This is a genomic window from Niallia sp. Kr1, assembly GCF_050389805.1.
Lineage (GTDB): Bacteria > Bacillota > Bacilli > Bacillales > Cytobacillaceae > Bacillus_BD.
On sequence record NZ_CP130945.1, the window covers coordinates 3,453,332 to 3,471,931 of the forward strand.

The window sequence follows — 18,600 nt, forward strand, 5'->3', positions numbered from 1 at the left end:
TCCGACTCCCTCTCATCCATCCACCACTTCGTTTACACTTATAGGTTTCTGCTTTACTTTCGTTAGAAAGTGACAAGGAGGGTATCCCCAGTTCCGCTAACTACTTTACTAACATGTCGCTCCCCATACCCCGAGAGATTCATCGGTGCTGCTATTCCAAGATCTTCACACCTTCCATGGTCTTCGCCCATTATCCCAAGGCTCGACTTCTCTTTGGCTACCGTAGGTAGGTTCTTTTGACGAGACGGCAGGATTCACTTTATGTTACAACCTGTTAGTTTGCTCGCACTCCGCTAGGGAGTTACTTTGTCACAGGGCTTCAACCTTAGAATTTCTTCACCAGTTGCCTGTCAGCTACTGAGCGTCTTGGTACTTACTCAGGTTGGACTTTCACCAACTAGCAATTAACGGCTTGCTGGGCACGCAAATAAAAAGAGATACAGAAACTGTATCTCTTTTTTTATTAATTCGTTAATTCGATTAACAAGTCACCCGTTTGTATAGCTTCTCCGCTTTGCGCATAAATATCCTTTACAATTCCAGAGAATGGTGCTTGTACGGTTGTTTCCATCTTCATGGCTTCAGTGATCATCAAATGATCACCTTTTTCAACCTTTTCACCCTTTTCAACGATAACCTTAACAACTGTTCCAGGCATTGTTGCTGAAATGTGATTTGGATTTTTAGGATCACCTTTTACTTTAGTTGCAACAGTTGATTTGATACTTTCATCTTTAATTAGAACTTCACGTGGTTGTCCATTTAATTCAAAGTAAATAACTCTGTTGCCGTCTGCTCGTGGTTGTCCAATAGAAACAAGCTTAACAATCAAGGTTTTACCTTTTTCAATCTCTACTTCAATTTCTTCACCTAAGCGAAGTCCATAGAAATAAGTTGGCGTATCCAATACAGATACATCGCCGAATTGTTGTACTGTGTTATTGTATTCTAAAAATACTTTTGGATATAAAGCATAAGCAATGACATCAAAATCAGTTACTTGTCTACCCAATTCATTATACAATTCATCTCTTAGAGCTTTAAAATCAACCTCTTCGAGTAACTCACCAGGACGAACTGTAATGGGTTCTTTTCCTTTTAAGACAACTTTTTGTAACTGTTCAGGCCAGCCACCTTGTGGTTGTCCAAGATACCCCATTAATAATTCAACAACTGAGTCAGGGAAGTCAAGTGATTCACCTTTTGTGAGGACATCTTCTTCTGTTAAATTATTTTGGACCATAAATAGGGCCATGTCACCCACTACTTTAGAAGATGGGGTTACTTTAACAATGTCGCCAAACATTTGGTTTACTCTTGCGTACATTTCTTTTACTCGATCCCATTCATCCCCAAGTCCAACAGCCTTTGCTTGTTGTTGAAGGTTGCTATATTGTCCTCCTGGCATTTCATGCTGATAAACTTCTGGTAATGGAGCATTCATACCTGATTCAAAATCTTGATAATATTTACGGGTATCTTCCCAATAATGTGAAAGAGTTTCCAGTCCCTTAATACTTACAGTTGGCTGACGTTCAGAGCCTTGCAGCGCATAATGTAAGCTGTTTGCACTTGGTTGAGAAGTATTTCCAGCCATTGAACTTACAGCTACATCAACAATATCTACACCTGCTTCAATTGCTCTCGCATAAGTATAAATACCGTTTCCACTAGTATCATGAGTATGAAGGTGAATTGGAATATTTACCGTTTCTTTTAATTCTGAAATTAATCGATAAGCTGCTTCAGGTTTTAATAACCCTGCCATATCCTTAATTCCTAAGATATGTGCCCCTTGAGCTTCGAGTTCTTTTGCGACGTTTTTATAATAGTTAATATCGTATTTTGCCCTTGATGGATCTAGAATGTCACCTGTGTAACATACAGCAGCTTCAGCAATTTTTCCTGTTTGTCTGACCGCATCAATAGCTACTTCCATTCCTTTTACCCAGTTCAAACTGTCAAAAATACGGAAAACGTCAATACCTGCATGAGCTGATTTTTCAACAAATTCACGAATCACATTATCCGGATAGTTTTTATAACCTACTGCATTCGCGGATCTTAACAGCATTTGGAACATCACATTTGGAATTTGTTTTCTTAATGTAATTAAACGCTCCCATGGATCTTCCTTCAAGAAACGATAGGCAACATCAAATGTTGCTCCACCCCACATTTCAAGCGAGAAAAGATCGTGTAGAAGTTTTGCTGTTGGGTCGGCAACTTGTGTAAAATCGTTCGTTCTAACCCTTGTTGCAAGTAGTGATTGGTGCGCATCACGGAAAGTCGTATCGGTTAATAACACTTGCTTTTGATTTTTAACCCACTCAACAAGACCATCCGCACCTTGAGCATCCAAGATTTGCTTTGTTCCATTTTTTAATTCTACACTTGCAGGAACCTTCGGAATTCTTGGTTTATCAAAAACAGGTCTTTTCTTCTTTTCGATCCCTGGAAAACCGTTAATGGTAACATTTCCAATATAATTCAAGAGCTTTGTTCCACGGTCTTTTCTTTGTGGGAATATAAATAGTTCTGGAGTATCATCAATGAATGATGTATCATACTCCCCTTTACGGAATTTTTCATGTCTAATTACATTAATCAAAAATGGGATATTTGTTTTAATTCCACGAATACGGAATTCATTTAAGTTACGCTCCATTTTTGAAGCAGCTTGTTCAAATGTATGTGCATGTGTTGTCACTTTTACTAGTAATGAATCATAGAAAGACGTGATTACAGAGCCTTGGAAGGCGTTTCCTGCATCTAAACGAACGCCGAAACCACCACCTGAACGGTACGCATTGATTCTACCAGTATCCGGCATAAAATTATTTAAAGGATCTTCTGTTGTAACACGAGATTGAATCGCATATCCACTTATACGAATTTCATCTTGTTGTGGTATGTCAATTTCTTTCCCGAATAATTCATGACCTTCAGCAATTAGAATTTGTGTCTGCACAATATCAATGCCTGTAATCATTTCTGTAATCGTATGTTCTACCTGAACACGTGGGTTTACTTCGATAAAATAGAATGAATCACCTGATACTAAAAATTCTACTGTCCCAGCATTAAGGTAATTAACATTTTTCATTAAATGAACAGCTGACTCGTTAATATCTTTTCTTAATTGTTCTGATAACGATACACTTGGTGCAATTTCAACTACTTTTTGATGTCGTCTTTGGATTGAACAGTCTCTTTCAAATAAATGCACAATATTTCCTTGGGAATCCCCAAGAATCTGTACTTCAATGTGCTTTGGTCGATTGATATATTTCTCAACATAAACTTCATCATTTCCAAATGCAGCTTTAGCTTCTGATTTTGCACGATTATAGGCTTCAGAAACTTCACTCGCACTATTGACAATCCTCATTCCACGGCCACCGCCGCCTAGAGATGCCTTGATAATGATTGGATATCCATGTTGATCACCAAAGTTTTCAACCTCTTCTAAACTTTGAACAGGACCATCACTACCTGGAATAACTGGGATATTCGCTTGGATCGCTTGTTCTCTCGCTTTTACCTTGTCACCAAACATATCGAGATGCTGGGATTTAGGACCAATAAAGATAATGCCTTCTTCCTCACATCTTCTAGCAAACTGAATATTTTCTGATAAGAAACCATATCCAGGATGAATGGCGTCTACATCACTATTTTTTGCGATTCCAATAATCCCTTCGATGTCTAAGTAGGCATCAATCGGTTTTTTACCTTCACCGACAAGATAAGCTTCATCAGCTTTATATCGATGTAAGGAGCCTGAATCTTCTTTAGAATAAATCGCAACAGTGCGAATATTTAATTCGTTACATGCCCTGAACACTCTTATTGCGATTTCACCACGATTTGCAACTAATACTTTATTGATGCGTCTCGCCACATATAACACCCCATCTTTACTATATATTTTGATATTCTGGCTTCATTATTTTCTCACAACATATTGAATATAATATAATTCTTCCTATATTGTTATCTCTGTGTTGAATATAATGCATTTAATGAAACCTATATTAAAAAGTGAGGGAATAAATCCCTGCACTTATTTATGTAAGGAAAACCTTTTTCTACTAATCGGCTTTGCCTCTGGCTGTTTTTTCACAGCTTTCCCCTTATAATTTTGCTCATAATTCACAAACATAGAAATATTGAATAATATCCCCATGGAGATACATAGCTGTAATAAAGATGAACCACCATAACTTACAAACGGTAACGGGACACCTGTTAAAGGAATAACACCAGAGATACCACCTAAATTAATAAAAGATTGAATTCCAATCATAGAAGAAATTCCAATGGCTAGTAAGCTTCCAAAAGGATCTTTACATTTTATCCCAATAAAAATCCCTCTTAATACAAGATACCCAAGACAAAGTAAGACAAATGCAACTCCAAATAGCCCTAATTCCTCGGCAATTACTGCCATAATAAAGTCAGTATGTGATTCAGGTAAATACCCTAACTTCTGTACACCTTGTCCTAGCCCTAATCCTTTGATCCCGCCAGTCCCAAGAGCAATATAAGAGTTAGCTAATTGCCAGCCATACCCTTGTTCATCAGCAAATGGATCCTGAAAGGCTAGAAAACGACCTAATCGAACATCAGAAAACAAGGAGTCCGATATGATAAAAAGGATTGGTATAGCGAAAATGAGCCCTATGCCACCAAGCTTGAAGATATTACGATAACTCATTCCAGAAGAAAAGATAATTGTGCTTGCTATTAGTAAGATAATAGCCGCAGTCCCAACGTCTGGTTGGATGGCAACAAAACCCAATACGAGAACTAAATAGACTAGTGGGGGAACAACCCCTTTATTAAATTCATTAATATAGGATTGTTTCTTTGCGTAAACAGCAGACAAGTATATAATAACACATAATTTGACAAATTCCGATGGTTGAAGACTTGAGGCACCAATTTTGTACCAACTTTCAGCATTACCTGCTACATGCCCAAAGACAAATAATCCACCTAAACCGACAAGAGAAAGAACTACCATAGGAATTAGAATTTTATTACTTTGTAAAATCTTATAAGGTACTAACGCTACAACAATAAAAACAAACATGGATAGAATAATATGAAGCTTTTGCCTTTGATAAAAATAATCACTTTCAAGATCATATCGCTGTACAGCTGAAACCATACTCGCACTGTACACCATAATAAGACCAAAGATGATCAACATAACCATGACAACGACTATAGTATAATCATATGACTTTAATATTTTTTTTAACATCTGCTGATCCCTCAAATACTGCGCAATACATTATTCTATAAAACTAATAGGATACCACCAATCCAACTATAAACTGTAATTGGCATTTTTTATATCATACTAGTTTATAAAAATTCACGCAATATATAATTTTTATTTAAGCTGAATTGTGAAATGAAAGGACGAGATTAAAAAACTCAAACAAAACATAAGATTGTTTGAGTCTTTAGATTATTTTTTTAGAACTGACTGATGTAACAGTAGTAATTCCTTTTCCAAATCATCCAATAATTTCTTACCATCAACTTCATCCATAAGCCCTAGTCGCACTGCAAAATCAATTTCGCGAGAAAGCCCAAACATTTGGGTATCTAATACATCTTCATAGAGTGGACACTGAGGCATGGTCAGGTTATCCATTTGCACTTTAATAAGCTGAAGAATTTTCTCTGCATCTGCCTTTAACAATGAAGTTGCTCTTTCCTTATAATCAAGAGTCGTTTCAGAAGTCAAGATCCGTCCCCCCGTATCGAGCAAATATCCTATCTAATAGATTTTATCCTTTATATTTTAAAAAAGCAAGTTTAAACAACTAACTACATCTCTTTTCATGACAGCTATTAACAAACTGTTGTATAATAATGACAATAATAAAAATAGTATCATTTTTCTTAATACCATCGTCTTGTTATGCAAAATTTAAGGAGGAACTAATGAAAAATATCGTTGAAATAAAAGGCCTAGTTAAATTTAAAATTACTTTAGATCCAAGTGTATGGATCTTTGATGATCGTAAAGCCGAACTACATACTTTTTTTAAAGAAGATACCATTATTGGTCATAATCTCGACGCCTATACAAAATCAATTTCAGAACATTGGGATCGGGAAATCATCGAAGGAGCTACGATTCCACAACCAGTAAAAACTAAAAAAAAATCATTTATGAAAGAAACATTGTTAAATGGAACGTTTGGAATTCCCTTTGAGCCTTTTCTAAAAAACGCGGAACCACTAGAGAATACTAAATCGATTATTATCGAAACCTTTGATGGAGAGTATGACTTCTCGATCGAAAAAGCTTCAGATTGGATCCTTTGTTTTTCACATCTAGGCAAACCTTTAAGCGAAGATGGACCCGTTCATGTTTATTTTAGAGATGGCAGCAATATGGATCATCCGATTAAAAATATACAAGGTTTTAGAATATATTAAAATGAAACTACCTCAACGAGGGCTTCATCTCCTACCAATGGTTAGTTGAGGTCAAAAGCATGCTCGTCACACAGACGTTGCCCTGGAAATTTATAGGTAACATATTTAAAAGGAGAAAAAGCATTTGCTTTTTCTCCTTTTATCTTTATCATAAGTATATGTTTAAACTAGGTTGTTTAATTCCACTACAGACACTTCGATTTCCAGACAAGTACAGATAAGTAGCTAAGACACTTTATGTTTACGACATTTCTTCTCCACAAGAGCTACGCCTTCCACTCAAGTCAACAATCGTCAAAAATAACTTTAACTTAGACCTATAATAAATCTGCAGCAAGTTGAGCCAGTCCAGAACGCTCCCCTTTTACTAATTTAACATGCCCTGCAATATTTTGATCCTTAAACTTCTCGACCACGTATGTAAGGCCGTTGTTATAGGCGTCTAGATAGGGATGATCAATTTGTTCAGGATCCCCCATTAAAACGATTTTACTTCCCTCTCCAACTCTCGTTAAAATGGTTTTCACTTCATGTTTTGTTAAATTTTGTGCCTCATCTATTATAATATACTGATCAGGTATACTTCTTCCACGAATATACGTTAATGCCTCAACCTCAATTGAACCCATTCCAGCTAATATGGCTTCAAGTTCTCCTGGCTTTTTCGTATTAAATAAATATTCAAGGTTATCAAATATAGGTTGCATCCAAGGTCTTAATTTTTCTTGCTTTTCACCCGGAAGATACCCTAAATCTTTGCCTACTGGAACAATCGGGCGCGCAACCAGTAGTTTTTTATAGTCTCCAAGATCTTCTGTTTGCATTAGTCCAGCCGCTAAAGCCAATAATGTTTTTCCTGTACCCGCTTTTCCTATAAGTGTTACAAGTGGAATATCACTTCTCAATAATAGCTCTACTGCCATCGTTTGTTGCACATTCCTAGGCTTTATCCCCCATATGTGATCATGATCAAATACTAATTTCTTTAATTTTAAGCTTTGTTGATCAACCATTCCGATCGCTGAAGATGAAGATCCGAGAGCATCCCTTAATATGACAAATTGATTTGGATAAAAAGGATGATTTGCTATATCCGCTAATAAAAGCTCTCCTTTTTCATAAAATCGATTCAAAAATTCTGAACTGATAAATATATTTAAAAACCCTGTGTAAATATGATCATTTTCTATGACTCGATCACTCAGAAAATCTTCTGATAATAATCCAATCGCATCTGCCTTAACTCTAACTAAGGCATCTTTACTCACTAAAATAACTTGTTTTCCATTTTCTTTTGTTTCTTCCTCTAATGAAAGGTTCTTGGCAACAGCTAAAATTCGATTATCATTTGTTTTTTCAACAAATATTTCTTGTAATTGATGAAAGGAACGATGATTTAATTCAATTCGAATATCCCCACCATTTTCAAGGGGAATTCCTTCATGTAATCTACCAGTTTCCCTCATTCCATCAATCATTCGGGCAACTTGTCTTGCATTTCTTCCTATTTCATCCATATATCTTTTCTTTGAATCAATTTCCTCTAACACAACAGCTGGGATAATGACTTCATTATCTTCAAAAGAATAAATGGAGTATGGATCTTGTAACAACACATTAGTATCTAACACATATATTTTACTCAAGTAGATGCCTCCTGCTCCTATGTGTTTTATTTGCTATGTTGCGTTTTTTCTTACTTCTCTATCGGAATTCAGCGAGGATTTGGATCATTCTTTATAATCCTAAATACCCAAAACTGTCTTCCTTACGCAGAGTTGTACTATTATTCCGATTAGAGCTTTCTAAATGAAGTTAGTTTCTTCAGGATGTCACATCCCTTCATTTATAGACTAACTAATGTTAGTTTGAGCTTTGGTAAAATATATGTTTTCCCGCATAAAGATAGAAGATATTTCGCACAATATCTAATAATGATTTTATTTTCCAAGGAAATATTGGACTTCCGTGCCAATACAGGTGTAGAAAAAGTTAAGGAGATGGTTAACATGAAAATTTATCTAATGCTCTTCATTAGTTTATTCGTCTTATTTGGCTGTGCAGGAAAAGATGATCAAACCGCTCAAAATGAAAACAACCAAGCCATTAACGTGAAAAATAGTACGATTCAGCATGTAGATAAAAAAACAGGACAACAAATTTCAAAACACTTAACGGATTTAGCCACTAGCCTACCAAAGGTTAATGACGCAACAAGTGTGGTTCTAGGTAATTATGCAATTGTTGGAATCGATGTAAATGCAGATCTTGATCGTTCTGAAGTTGGAGCAATTAAATATTCAGTAGCTGAAAGTTTAAAGAAGGATCCCCATGGAGCTAGAGCAATTGTCGTTGCAGATCCGGATATTAACGCTCGTTTAAGGGAGATCGCAGAGGACATTAGAAAAGGAGAGCCTATTGAAGGAATTATGAATGAATTATCTGATGTTGCTGGACGTTTAATCCCAGAAATACCAGCCGACCTTGAGGACCCTAAAAAGTCCGAACCAACTGAAGATATAAAAAAGACATTAAATAAATCCGATCGACAAAATTTAGATAAGCAACAACAAGAACAATCAAACCATCATAAACAATAAGAACCATATTTAAAAAAAGCTTAGTCCATTGACTAAGCTTTTTTCAAGGCTTCCATAACTTGTTGGTCTAGCCTTTTGGCTGCTTCTAAATCATATGTCTTATCGTACGTAGGAACGTTCGTCATTTTTGCGCCATAAAACATAACATCTCTTACTTCTTTTATGTTTAATTCGATAAGTGCGAGTTTTAATGGAATACCTTCGACATATTCCTGTCTAATAATTGCCTCACCAATTATAGAATATGTAGATTCAAGAGCCACTACGTTAAGAACGACCTGTGCATTCCCTTGAATATTTCGAACAATTCTGGAACGATTATTAATAGCCAAAAATATCGTATTTGGATCTTTCGCGAAAACCCACGAAATCGCATTTACCATCGGGCTTCCCGTTTCATGATCAATCGTTGACAACAGTGCAAATTGTTCTGATTGTAAGGAATGTAGTAACGGTTCGGTTAGTTCAGGTTCAATCAGATTAGCCATCTAAAAATCCTCCTTTTCATTATTATCATATAATTAAAACTCCTCCCTTTCAATGTTAACCACCTTTAATCATTATAAGTGTAATAAAAAAATTCGAAACAGAGAATAAGTTATACTATAATAGAAGTGATATCAAATTATGCGAAATATACTTAGATATGTCAATTATATATATTCTCTGTTAAATTGGTATTAATAATAATTGAAAATTCTACCGAGGTGCTAGTATGAGAGTAAAATGCGTGATTTGCGATAAAATAGAGAACATCGAAAATGATTCTTTCCAAGCAAAACGGTTACGAAACAGACCGATTTACACCTATATGTGTCAAACCTGTAATGATCGAATTACAGAAAAAACAAATGAAAGAATAGCAACTGGAAACTTTCACCTATACCGAAGTAAAATACAACCAGATGATTGGGATTGATGAAAAGCGGAAATATCTGTTCTCCCTTAAGCCTACACAACACAACCGGCACGAAAGTCGTACTTTATTGTTTTTGACAAATTGAACGCAATGTATAGCTAATAACCAGTTCTAAGAATCCAACACTAGACAAACTTTTGACCTTGTGGAGGGTAGACACGGGAGCTAGGCATTAACACGTAATAAAAAACCCTAAAATTTTAGGGTTTTTCTTAGTTTACTTCGGAAATATTTTATATCGATCGGGGCTTTCATTTATTTGATTTAACATAACCTCAATTAATTCTCTTGGAAAACGAGTTTGACTTTCCTTATCATTCAATACATATGATAGATAATAAAAATCTTCATCCACCGTAATATGAATGTCCACGATTTCATGTTCTTCCTTTAAAATATCGCGAAACATTTCCTCCGTTTCTAGAGCTGCTGTATCTTCAGGTCTTGCATCACAAACCACTTTTATCGTCAACCAATTATACAGACTATCATGTATCGAACTCATAACCGCATCCCCATTCTCTATTGCATTTTATGTCGATGTAGACGAATTTTGTAAATAATCAAAATCATAGCAGCAACCACTAATCCTTCTGTAATTGGAAGAAAAATACCTAAAAAACTTAAAAACGTACAGCCAAATATGAGAAATAAATATATAATGACAGATTTAAGCAATGGTAATTTTTGTGAAAAGCCTAATTTAAACACAAGAATACATAATAGCAAAATAGTAATATACAACAACCACATACCTAAGTCTGAATTTTCATCCACCTTATATAAAGCCGCAAAAAAAGATAGCCTGTCTGTAATATCCATTGTCTGTATGTCCCTCCCCTATTCCTTTGAATCTACTATACTACAAAAAGACTAATTATTTCAAATATTATAAACGGAATACGTAAGCGCCTTTCTCCCCCCGATAAAGATCACTCTCTCCTATTGGTAAGCCTTTAGGTGAAGTAAGTGGAATAGTCGAACTTATTCATTACACCCAGCACAAGACGAGCACATAAAGAGTTTTCTTATTGACTGATTTGCCTGCTATGCAGAGTTTTTTAACAATTTTTAAGAGGCTGAAGTACAAAAAAACCTTTATGACCTCGAGGTGGCCACTTGAGCTAGACATTAATCTAACTTCTAAAAAACTCATCTTTCATAATTAAAAAAGGGAAACATCTTATATGTCTCCCTTTTTCGATATTACGCTTCCACTTCCGCACTTTTCTTCTTCTTCGCTGCTTTTTCCCGCTCATTTTTATTAAGAATCTTTTTCCGTAAGCGAATGGATTGTGGAGTTACTTCACAATACTCATCTTCATTAAGATACTCTAGTGATTCCTCTAATGTTAAAATACGCGGTTTTTTAATAGTTGACGTTTGATCCTTAGTGGCAGACCTAACGTTTGTTTGTTGTTTCATCTTTGTTATATTAACAGCAAGGTCGTTTTCTCTTGAATGTTCTCCTACGATCATTCCTTCATAAATCTCAGTACCAGGTTCAACGAAAATGACACCACGATCTTCTACTTGCATAATTCCATATGTTGATGCTTTTCCGCTTTCCATTGAAACAAGTACACCTTGACGTCTTCCACCTACTTGTCCTTGCTGCATCGGTTGGTAACTATCAAAGGTATGGTTGAGAATCCCATATCCATGAGTTAGCGTTAGGAATTCTGTTGAATATCCAATTAACCCTCTTGCTGGTACATTAAAGATAAGACGAACTTGCCCATTTCCGTTATTAATCATATCTAATAATTCGCCTTTACGTGAACCCATCGATTCCATAACGGCTCCAGTATGTTCTTCAGGAACATCAATTTGAACTCGCTCAACAGGTTCACAACGAACACCGTCAATTTCCCTTACAATGACTTTTGGTTTAGAAACCTGTAGTTCATAGCCTTCACGTCGCATATTTTCAATTAAAATTGATAAATGTAGCTCCCCACGACCAGAAACAATCCATGCATCTGGTGAGTCAGTGTTTTCTACTCGTAAGCTAACATCTGTATGAAGTTGTTCGCGAAGTCTTTCTTCAATTTTTCTAGAAGTGACATATTTACCTTCACGACCAGCAAATGGACTATTATTCACAACAAATTCCATCTGCAAAGTAGGCTCATCAATACGTAAAATTGGTAATGCCTCTTGATGTTCAATCGGACAAACCGTTTCCCCAACATTAATGTCTTCCATACCGGAAACGGCGATTAAGTCACCTGCATACGCTTCTTGGATTTCCAATCGTTTTAAACCAGAGAATCCCATTAACTTCGAAACCCTAAATGATTTCACACTTCCATCAAGTTTCATTAATGCGACTTGCTGACCGACCTTAATTGTTCCGCGGAATACACGTCCAATCCCAATTCTTCCAACAAATTCGTTATAATCTAAGAGAGCAACTTGAAATTGAAGTGGTTCTTCGCGATTATCAACAGGTGCAGGAATATGGTCGATAATCATATCATAAAGAACTTGCATGTTTTCATCTTGTTTCTCTGGATTGATACTAGCAGTTCCATTAATTCCAGATGCATATACTACTGGAAAATCAAGTTGATCTTCATTTGCATCAAGTTCAATGAATAAGTCAAGCACTTCATCTACTACTTCTGCAGGACGAGCAAAATCACGGTCAATTTTATTTACGACAACGATCGGTGTTAAGTTTTGCTCTAATGCCTTTTTTAATACGAATCTTGTCTGTGGCATTGTTCCTTCGTAAGCATCAACAACTAATAGAACGCCATCAACCATTTTCATGATCCGTTCTACTTCACCGCCAAAGTCTGCGTGTCCTGGCGTATCAAGAATATTGATTTTTTTATCCTTATATTGGATAGCAGTATTTTTTGCTAAAATCGTAATTCCTCGTTCTCTTTCGATATCACCTGAATCCATTGCACGTTCTTCTACATGTTCATTTGAACGGAATGTACCAGCTTGTTTTAACAATTGATCAACTAATGTCGTTTTACCATGGTCAACGTGGGCAATAATTGCAATATTTCTAATATCTTCTCTGCTTTTCAAATAAGTGTCCTCCTGCCTTATAATAAGGTTTATCAAAAAAATATATATAAATCATGATCATCTATAAGCGAACATGATAGTCATTCACTTAACTGAGATATTATATCACAATTGCAGTAGAAACTAATAATTTTTTTTTGTAAAATAAAGGTAAGAGGATTTTTATAATTGCAAAACTTTAGAAAAAGGGGAAATTTATTCATGGAAAAAAATGTTAAACAGACAAAGGGTTTCTTTTTGCTTTTAGCCTTTTTGGGAACGCTTTGTTTATCTGGATTAAGTATTTCGATCGCAGAAGGCAGCTTAATTGGGGGATTGGTGAGTATCGTTATTCTTCTTTTTACTATGGGGCTCGGATTTTCTCAAAAAAAAAAATTTCAAGAAAAGGAGACTGTTTAAAGGGAAGTAGTTCAGTTCCTATAATCCTTGTTACTCAAAATACGGAATTTAAGCCTATTAAAAATAGTAACCAATACAATAACTATTTTTTGGAGTAATTAACAGGATACACATGTTCCGTTGTCCGACAATCACTATGATTTCTCATTTTATCGGACATAGGTTCAGCTATTTATCTAAAGGTTGGCAAATACGTACTCAGTATCGAAGGCTCTCCAAAATAGAATGATTGATTATAACGACGTACTCAATGTCCTTAAATAAGTTGCAACGACCGGAAATAGTTAATAAAATTAGCGGGATTAATTCATACAAGTAAAACACATGGATACACTGTTATCCATGTGTTTTACTTTACCATTTCCATTAATTTTTGACTTTGATTTCTAATGTATCTTACATCTTCTTCACATTATCAGAACTACAGTTTAAAAGCAGTTCCCTTTTTTGAATAATCCTTGTTATTTTAAATACATGTCAAGTCCAGTCTCCATTTTGTAAATACTGATTCATTACTTCATCATGCAATCCCGGTTTCGAAATGAATACGGCGGTTTGATTCAATAAATCCAATGGTTTGCCTCTTAAATCAGTAGCGCGTCCTCCCAATTCTTCAACAAGTATTTTCCCCGCTGCATAATCCCATGGAGATAAACGCAGGGAAATATAACCATCTAATCGACCAGCAGCAACATAAGCAATTTCAAGTGCGGCACTACCATAGTTTCTCGTTCCTCGAGTACTCTTGACAAGTGGAGTTAAAATGGAAGGGTCTATTCTTTTATTTGGAATAATCCATATTGGGTTTATTCCAAGGATTGCTTTTGAGACAGTTGCAGGAGGCAATGGTTTTAGAGCTGTATCATTCATGAATACACCGTGCCCCTTTAAAGCGTGGTATAATTCATCATGAACAACATCATATACAAGCCCTATTTTCCCAACCCCATTTTCAAAAATCCCAATTGAAATAGCAAAATTTCTCTGCATATGTACAAAATTCATCGTTCCATCTATTGGGTCAATAATCCATACAATTCCATCTGTGGACGTTATCTGATCTCCTAGACCCTCTTCCCCTAAAATTTTATGGTCTGGGTAGGTTTCTCGAATTTTATTAATAAAGAACCTTTCTGTATTACGGTCGATTTCTGTTACTAAGTCATTTTGATTCGATTTAGTCTGAATCACTAATTCTTCTGTAAAAGAGTCCCTTATCATAGAACCCGCAGCCTTAATCCAAGCTTTTGCATGCGCATCAATTTGTTCCCAGTTTGCCATTTCCTTACCTCCATGATCAAATATATTGTACATGATATTTTATCTTATTTATCATTCTAAACCAACGGCACTAAATAAAAAACGAACTCTTTCCATTCACAGAGTTCGTTTCTAATCAAATCCCACCATTTTCATTTTGATATGTTTCTCCTTTAATCCATTACAGAGCTTTTAATGTTAGTAGTTCCTGCCTAATCTCCTCAAGTTTTTCTTTACTTTTGGTTTTCTTGATTTCATTATTTTCTCCCATTGCCTCAAATAAAACGGCCAATTCATAATCCATTTCCATTTTTAAAATCGCTTTTCTTTCGTTTTCGATTGATTTCCCTTTAATTGAATTCATCACCTGTTTCATAATTGATACACCCCTTCCAAAGTAGTTACCCTTTCTACTTTTTAAATAATCTGACTATTTTGTGGTTGTAATCATATATTATGTTTAAATTGCTATTCTTGCAACAAATTTGCACATTTGCCTATTCACCTTACCCCTCTATGAAAGGAAATTGATCATTATTCATCAATCTATTCGACATTCATAATTCTTCTTGTTTAAATATGATTGTGATAAAATATTTAATAAAATAAGGAGGTTTTCAAAGTGGCTTTTAATGGTTTTACAAATGATGATTTTGATGTTTTTTCAATAGATGGTTTAGAACAGCGTATGGAGGCCTTAAAAACTAATGTACGACCTAAACTAGAATTTCTTGGAAATCACTTTGCCCCAACATTAGCTACCATGCTAGGTGAAGAAATCTTTCCACATGTTGCCAAGCATGCAAGAAGAACGATTAACCCGCCAAATGACACTTGGGTTGCCTTTGCTAATAATCCTAGAGGTTACAAAATGCTACCCCATTTTCAAATTGGACTGTGGGGAACCCATCTGTTTATCTGGTTCGCCATTATTTACGAAGCACCTAATAAATTAGAATTTGGCAAGACACTAGAAAAAAATATCAATACGATTTATGATGATATTCCTGAGGATTTTGTATGGTCACTTGATCATATGAAACCAGAAGTTCTAAAACATAACGAATTATCTATAGAAGACTTGACTAACATGTTTGTCCGCTTGCAAACGGTGAAAAAAGCTGAAATTCTATGTGGATACCAAATCCCTAGAAACCAAGCTGTTCAACTATCTGGTCAACAACTTCTTGATAAAATCGATACCGTTTTTAACACCGTATCTTCACTTTATAAAATGCTATAAAGTGAAACTTCTATAAGTGTAGTTTTTCGATGCACAAGATGGGTTAGTGCACACGTTGAGATAAGGTTTTTCTTTGGGCTTCAGCCCTAAAAAAATTGTTTAATCAGGCTTTCCGTGACAGGACGTCGCGTTATTAACATGCTGCAGCCTCACGAATAGTTAGTTGTTACCAGCAGCATGCTGGTCCCACATACGTTCTCGAAGGCATAATTAAGTTCATGTCATCTTTTTCGAATCTTTATTGGAGTTGACCCTCTACCTATCTACTTTTGGTTTTTTCCTCATTGTCTCGGCTAGTAGGTTTTCTGCCAGTAAAAACAGGTTAAAATGGGAATACTTCCCTTTTTAACATAATATGATAAATTTGGGAACAAACCTCCTAATCATTAAACAGGATTAGGAGGTTTTAGCTTGTTTTCTAATATATGCATTCAGGGTCGATTACATTCTTATAATTGAACCAGAAGCCTCTCTTGCCTTTTTTATCGCTCGATATGAGGAATATCCACTAACCTCCTCAAACTCTCTACATAGCGTTTTTTCCTGGGCTTTACTTGGTACAATTTCTTTAAAACGATTATAGATATGTAAGAGTTTATCTCTGTCTATTCCCCTTTCGTATGCTTGTTCAATACTTTCATAAAAATGAATTACATCAATAATCTCGTCTGTTGACCAATCGTGATCGATAGGGTATTGATAGTCCACTTCAAACATCCTTTACATTTTTCTTTACCTGCGAATACCTCGTTATTGTAATTAAACCATGAACATTAATTATTCACAAATTATTCTAGGCAACTGGGCACAATAATGCTATAATTCATTTGTTTTATTTTTCATTGAAACGAATAACTATATAAAAGAGGTGTTAATTCCATTGAATCAATCTCATACACCACTATTTAGCGGAGTAATTAAACATGCTCAAAAAAACCCGATTCAATTTCATATACCTGGACATAAAAAAGGCAGAGGTATGGCTCCAGAATTTAGAGAATTCGTTGGCGATAATGCACTTTCCATCGACTTAATTAATATTGGACCACTTGATGACTTGCACCAGCCAAAAGGAATCATTAAAGAGGCGCAAGATTTAGCTGCAGAAGCATTCGGAGCCGATCATACATTTTTCTCCGTTCAAGGGACAAGCGGTGCAATAATGGCTATGATTATGTCTGTTTGTGGTCCCGGTGATAAAATTATTGTTCCTAGGAATGTTCATAAATCCGTTATGTCTGCGATCATTTTCTCAGGTGCTATCCCAATTTTTATCCATCCTGAAGTTGATGAACACCTTGGAATCTCTCACGGAATTACAACGGAATCACTGAAGCGGGCTCTTGTTGAATATCCTGATGCAAAGGCTGTACTTGTTATCAATCCTACTTACTTTGGGATTGCGGCTGACTTAAAAAGTATTGTAGAAATCGTACATTCTTATGATATTCCTGTACTAGTTGATGAAGCCCACGGAGTCCATATTCATTTCCATGATGAATTGCCCTTATCTGCAATGCAGGCTGGAGCTGACATGGCTGCTACAAGTGTACATAAATTAGGCGGTTCCATGACACAAAGCTCGATTTTGAATGTAAAAGGAAATCGTGTTTCCTATAAACGAGTCCAATCCGTATTAAGTATGCTGACAACCACATCAACATCTTATTTATTATTATCATCATTAGACGTAGCGAGGAAAGAATTGGTCATTTCCGGAAAAAAAATGCTTGATCGTACGATCGAACTCGCTAACTCGATTCGAAAAAGAATCAATCAAATTGAACACATGTATTGTGTTGGCGATGAAATCCTTGAAAGAGATGCCGCTTTTGATTTTGATCCAACAAAACTAATCATTTCAGTAAAGGATCTAGGGTTATCTGGCTTTGATGTGGAAATATGGTTAAGAGAGAATTATAACATTGAGGTTGAGATGTCCGATTTATATAATATTCTCTGTATAATCACTCCTGGCGACTCAGAAGAGGATGCTAATACGTTTATTCAAGCATTATCACGTTTATCTAATGAAAGACATGCGCTTGCCGCTAAAATTCATTCTAAAGTGATTTTACCTGAGATACCTATTCTAGCGGTATCACCAAGAGATGCTTTTTATTCTGAAACAGAGCTTGTACCATTCGATGAATCTGAAGGAAGGATTATTGCAGAATTTATCATGGTATATCCACCTGGAATCCCGATTTTTATCCCAGGTGAAATCATTACAGAAGATAATTTAGTTTATATTAAAAAAAATCGCGATGCAGGACTTCCTGTGCAAGGACCCGAAGATTTTGACTTTAGAATGTTGCGTGTTATCAAAGAACATAGAGCGATTAAATAACTTAGAAGCTGTCATTTGCGACAGCTTCTTTTTTTTATCAACAAAAAAAGCATGCCGTTGCATGCTTTTACATTTATCAATTTAACTATTAATTTTCTTCTTTTTTATGCTCGTGGCGTTTGCAGTTGCATTTAGATGAATAAAGCACAGTCACCTTTTCATCTTCGAAGTAATCAATTGTTGCATTGCATTCTTGACATACGATTGTGCCCATTTTTTCCATCCCCTTATCTTAGATTCCCTTTAATAAGAAAGCGCTTTTTCTTTTTTCTTTAATCATATAATAATATAACACTATTAAAAAATCAAGTACTAA

The 18,600-nt window shown here is 35.5% G+C and carries 18 protein-coding genes; 6 read left to right on the plus strand and 12 right to left on the minus strand.

The genetic code is table 11. The annotated features are described in order from the left end of the window. Positions 1 to 463 precede the first annotated feature (463 nt). The 3 genes from pyc to Q5760_RS16865 form a co-directional block, all read right to left on the minus strand. Positions 464 to 3,904, minus strand: coding sequence for a pyruvate carboxylase (gene pyc / locus Q5760_RS16855; protein WP_428908775.1), 3,441 nt, complete (start codon positions 3,902 to 3,904; stop codon positions 464 to 466). A 162-nt stretch (positions 3,905 to 4,066) separates the two neighbouring features. Then, the gene (locus tag Q5760_RS16860) at positions 4,067 to 5,272 is read right to left on the minus strand and encodes an FtsW/RodA/SpoVE family cell cycle protein (protein ID WP_428908776.1); all 1,206 of its coding nucleotides are present in this window, start codon (positions 5,270 to 5,272) and stop codon (positions 4,067 to 4,069) included. Between the two features lie 210 nt (positions 5,273 to 5,482). Then, positions 5,483 to 5,764: a DUF1507 family protein gene (locus Q5760_RS16865; protein ID WP_428908777.1), complete on the minus strand. Its 282-nt coding sequence runs from the start codon at positions 5,762 to 5,764 to the stop codon at positions 5,483 to 5,485. 200 nt (positions 5,765 to 5,964) lie between these two features. Between Q5760_RS16865 and Q5760_RS16870 the strand changes: the two genes are divergently transcribed. Beyond that, positions 5,965 to 6,465 carry a peptidyl-prolyl cis-trans isomerase gene (locus Q5760_RS16870; protein WP_428908778.1) on the plus strand — a complete coding sequence of 167 codons (501 nt, stop codon included), beginning with the start codon at positions 5,965 to 5,967 and terminating at the stop codon, positions 6,463 to 6,465. A gap of 317 nt (positions 6,466 to 6,782) precedes the next feature. Here the strand turns inward: Q5760_RS16870 and Q5760_RS16875 are convergent, their stop codons facing one another. Beyond that, positions 6,783 to 8,111: a PhoH family protein gene (locus Q5760_RS16875; protein WP_428908779.1), complete on the minus strand. Its 1,329-nt coding sequence runs from the start codon at positions 8,109 to 8,111 to the stop codon at positions 6,783 to 6,785. A 363-nt stretch (positions 8,112 to 8,474) separates the two neighbouring features. Here Q5760_RS16875 and Q5760_RS16880 point away from each other — a divergent pair, with 363 nt between their 5' ends. Next, positions 8,475 to 9,065, plus strand: a complete 591-nt coding sequence (locus Q5760_RS16880) for a YhcN/YlaJ family sporulation lipoprotein (RefSeq protein ID WP_428908780.1) — start codon at positions 8,475 to 8,477, stop codon at positions 9,063 to 9,065. 32 nt (positions 9,066 to 9,097) lie between these two features. On the opposite strand, the gene Q5760_RS16885 is transcribed toward Q5760_RS16880, so the two are convergent. Then, positions 9,098 to 9,553 carry a pyridoxamine 5'-phosphate oxidase family protein gene (locus tag Q5760_RS16885; protein WP_428908781.1) on the minus strand — a complete coding sequence of 152 codons (456 nt, stop codon included), beginning with the start codon at positions 9,551 to 9,553 and terminating at the stop codon, positions 9,098 to 9,100. 227 nt (positions 9,554 to 9,780) lie between these two features. On the opposite strand from Q5760_RS16885, the gene Q5760_RS16890 reads away from it, so the two are divergent. Then, positions 9,781 to 9,984, plus strand: a complete 204-nt coding sequence (locus Q5760_RS16890) for a YlaI family protein (RefSeq protein ID WP_428908782.1) — start codon at positions 9,781 to 9,783, stop codon at positions 9,982 to 9,984. A 217-nt stretch (positions 9,985 to 10,201) separates the two neighbouring features. On the opposite strand, the gene Q5760_RS16895 is transcribed toward Q5760_RS16890, so the two are convergent. The 3 genes from Q5760_RS16895 to typA form a co-directional block, all read right to left on the minus strand. Continuing rightward, positions 10,202 to 10,489, minus strand: coding sequence for a hypothetical protein (locus tag Q5760_RS16895; RefSeq protein ID WP_428908783.1), 288 nt, complete (start codon positions 10,487 to 10,489; stop codon positions 10,202 to 10,204). A gap of 17 nt (positions 10,490 to 10,506) precedes the next feature. After that, positions 10,507 to 10,806, minus strand: a complete 300-nt coding sequence (locus Q5760_RS16900) for a YlaH-like family protein (RefSeq protein ID WP_428908784.1) — start codon at positions 10,804 to 10,806, stop codon at positions 10,507 to 10,509. Positions 10,807 to 11,190: 384 nt separating this feature from the next. After that, entirely contained in the window at positions 11,191 to 13,032 is a 1,842-nt protein-coding gene (gene typA / locus Q5760_RS16905) for a translational GTPase TypA (protein WP_428908785.1), read from the minus strand. 201 nt (positions 13,033 to 13,233) lie between these two features. Between typA and Q5760_RS16910 the strand changes: the two genes are divergently transcribed. After that, positions 13,234 to 13,431 carry a DUF5325 family protein gene (locus Q5760_RS16910; protein WP_428908786.1) on the plus strand — a complete coding sequence of 66 codons (198 nt, stop codon included), beginning with the start codon at positions 13,234 to 13,236 and terminating at the stop codon, positions 13,429 to 13,431. Between the two features lie 477 nt (positions 13,432 to 13,908). Here the strand turns inward: Q5760_RS16910 and Q5760_RS16915 are convergent, their stop codons facing one another. Continuing rightward, positions 13,909 to 14,712 carry an inositol monophosphatase family protein gene (locus Q5760_RS16915; protein ID WP_428908787.1) on the minus strand — a complete coding sequence of 268 codons (804 nt, stop codon included), beginning with the start codon at positions 14,710 to 14,712 and terminating at the stop codon, positions 13,909 to 13,911. A gap of 160 nt (positions 14,713 to 14,872) precedes the next feature. Beyond that, on the minus strand, positions 14,873 to 15,067 hold the full coding sequence (locus Q5760_RS16920; protein ID WP_428908788.1) for a hypothetical protein: 195 nt from the start codon (positions 15,065 to 15,067) through the stop codon (positions 14,873 to 14,875). A 246-nt stretch (positions 15,068 to 15,313) separates the two neighbouring features. Here Q5760_RS16920 and Q5760_RS16925 point away from each other — a divergent pair, with 246 nt between their 5' ends. Then, complete coding sequence (locus Q5760_RS16925; protein WP_428908789.1) at positions 15,314 to 15,934, plus strand: YktB family protein; 621 nt, start codon at positions 15,314 to 15,316, stop codon at positions 15,932 to 15,934. A 441-nt stretch (positions 15,935 to 16,375) separates the two neighbouring features. Here the strand turns inward: Q5760_RS16925 and Q5760_RS16930 are convergent, their stop codons facing one another. Continuing rightward, positions 16,376 to 16,642, minus strand: coding sequence for a UPF0223 family protein (locus Q5760_RS16930; protein WP_428908790.1), 267 nt, complete (start codon positions 16,640 to 16,642; stop codon positions 16,376 to 16,378). 172 nt (positions 16,643 to 16,814) lie between these two features. Here Q5760_RS16930 and Q5760_RS16935 point away from each other — a divergent pair, with 172 nt between their 5' ends. Continuing rightward, positions 16,815 to 18,284 carry an aminotransferase class I/II-fold pyridoxal phosphate-dependent enzyme gene (locus Q5760_RS16935; RefSeq protein WP_428908791.1) on the plus strand — a complete coding sequence of 490 codons (1,470 nt, stop codon included), beginning with the start codon at positions 16,815 to 16,817 and terminating at the stop codon, positions 18,282 to 18,284. Between the two features lie 88 nt (positions 18,285 to 18,372). Here the strand turns inward: Q5760_RS16935 and Q5760_RS16940 are convergent, their stop codons facing one another. Then, positions 18,373 to 18,498 (minus strand): GapA-binding peptide SR1P, encoded by a 126-nt coding sequence (locus Q5760_RS16940; protein ID WP_428908792.1) that lies wholly within the window; start codon positions 18,496 to 18,498, stop codon positions 18,373 to 18,375. Positions 18,499 to 18,600: the final 102 nt, after the last annotated feature.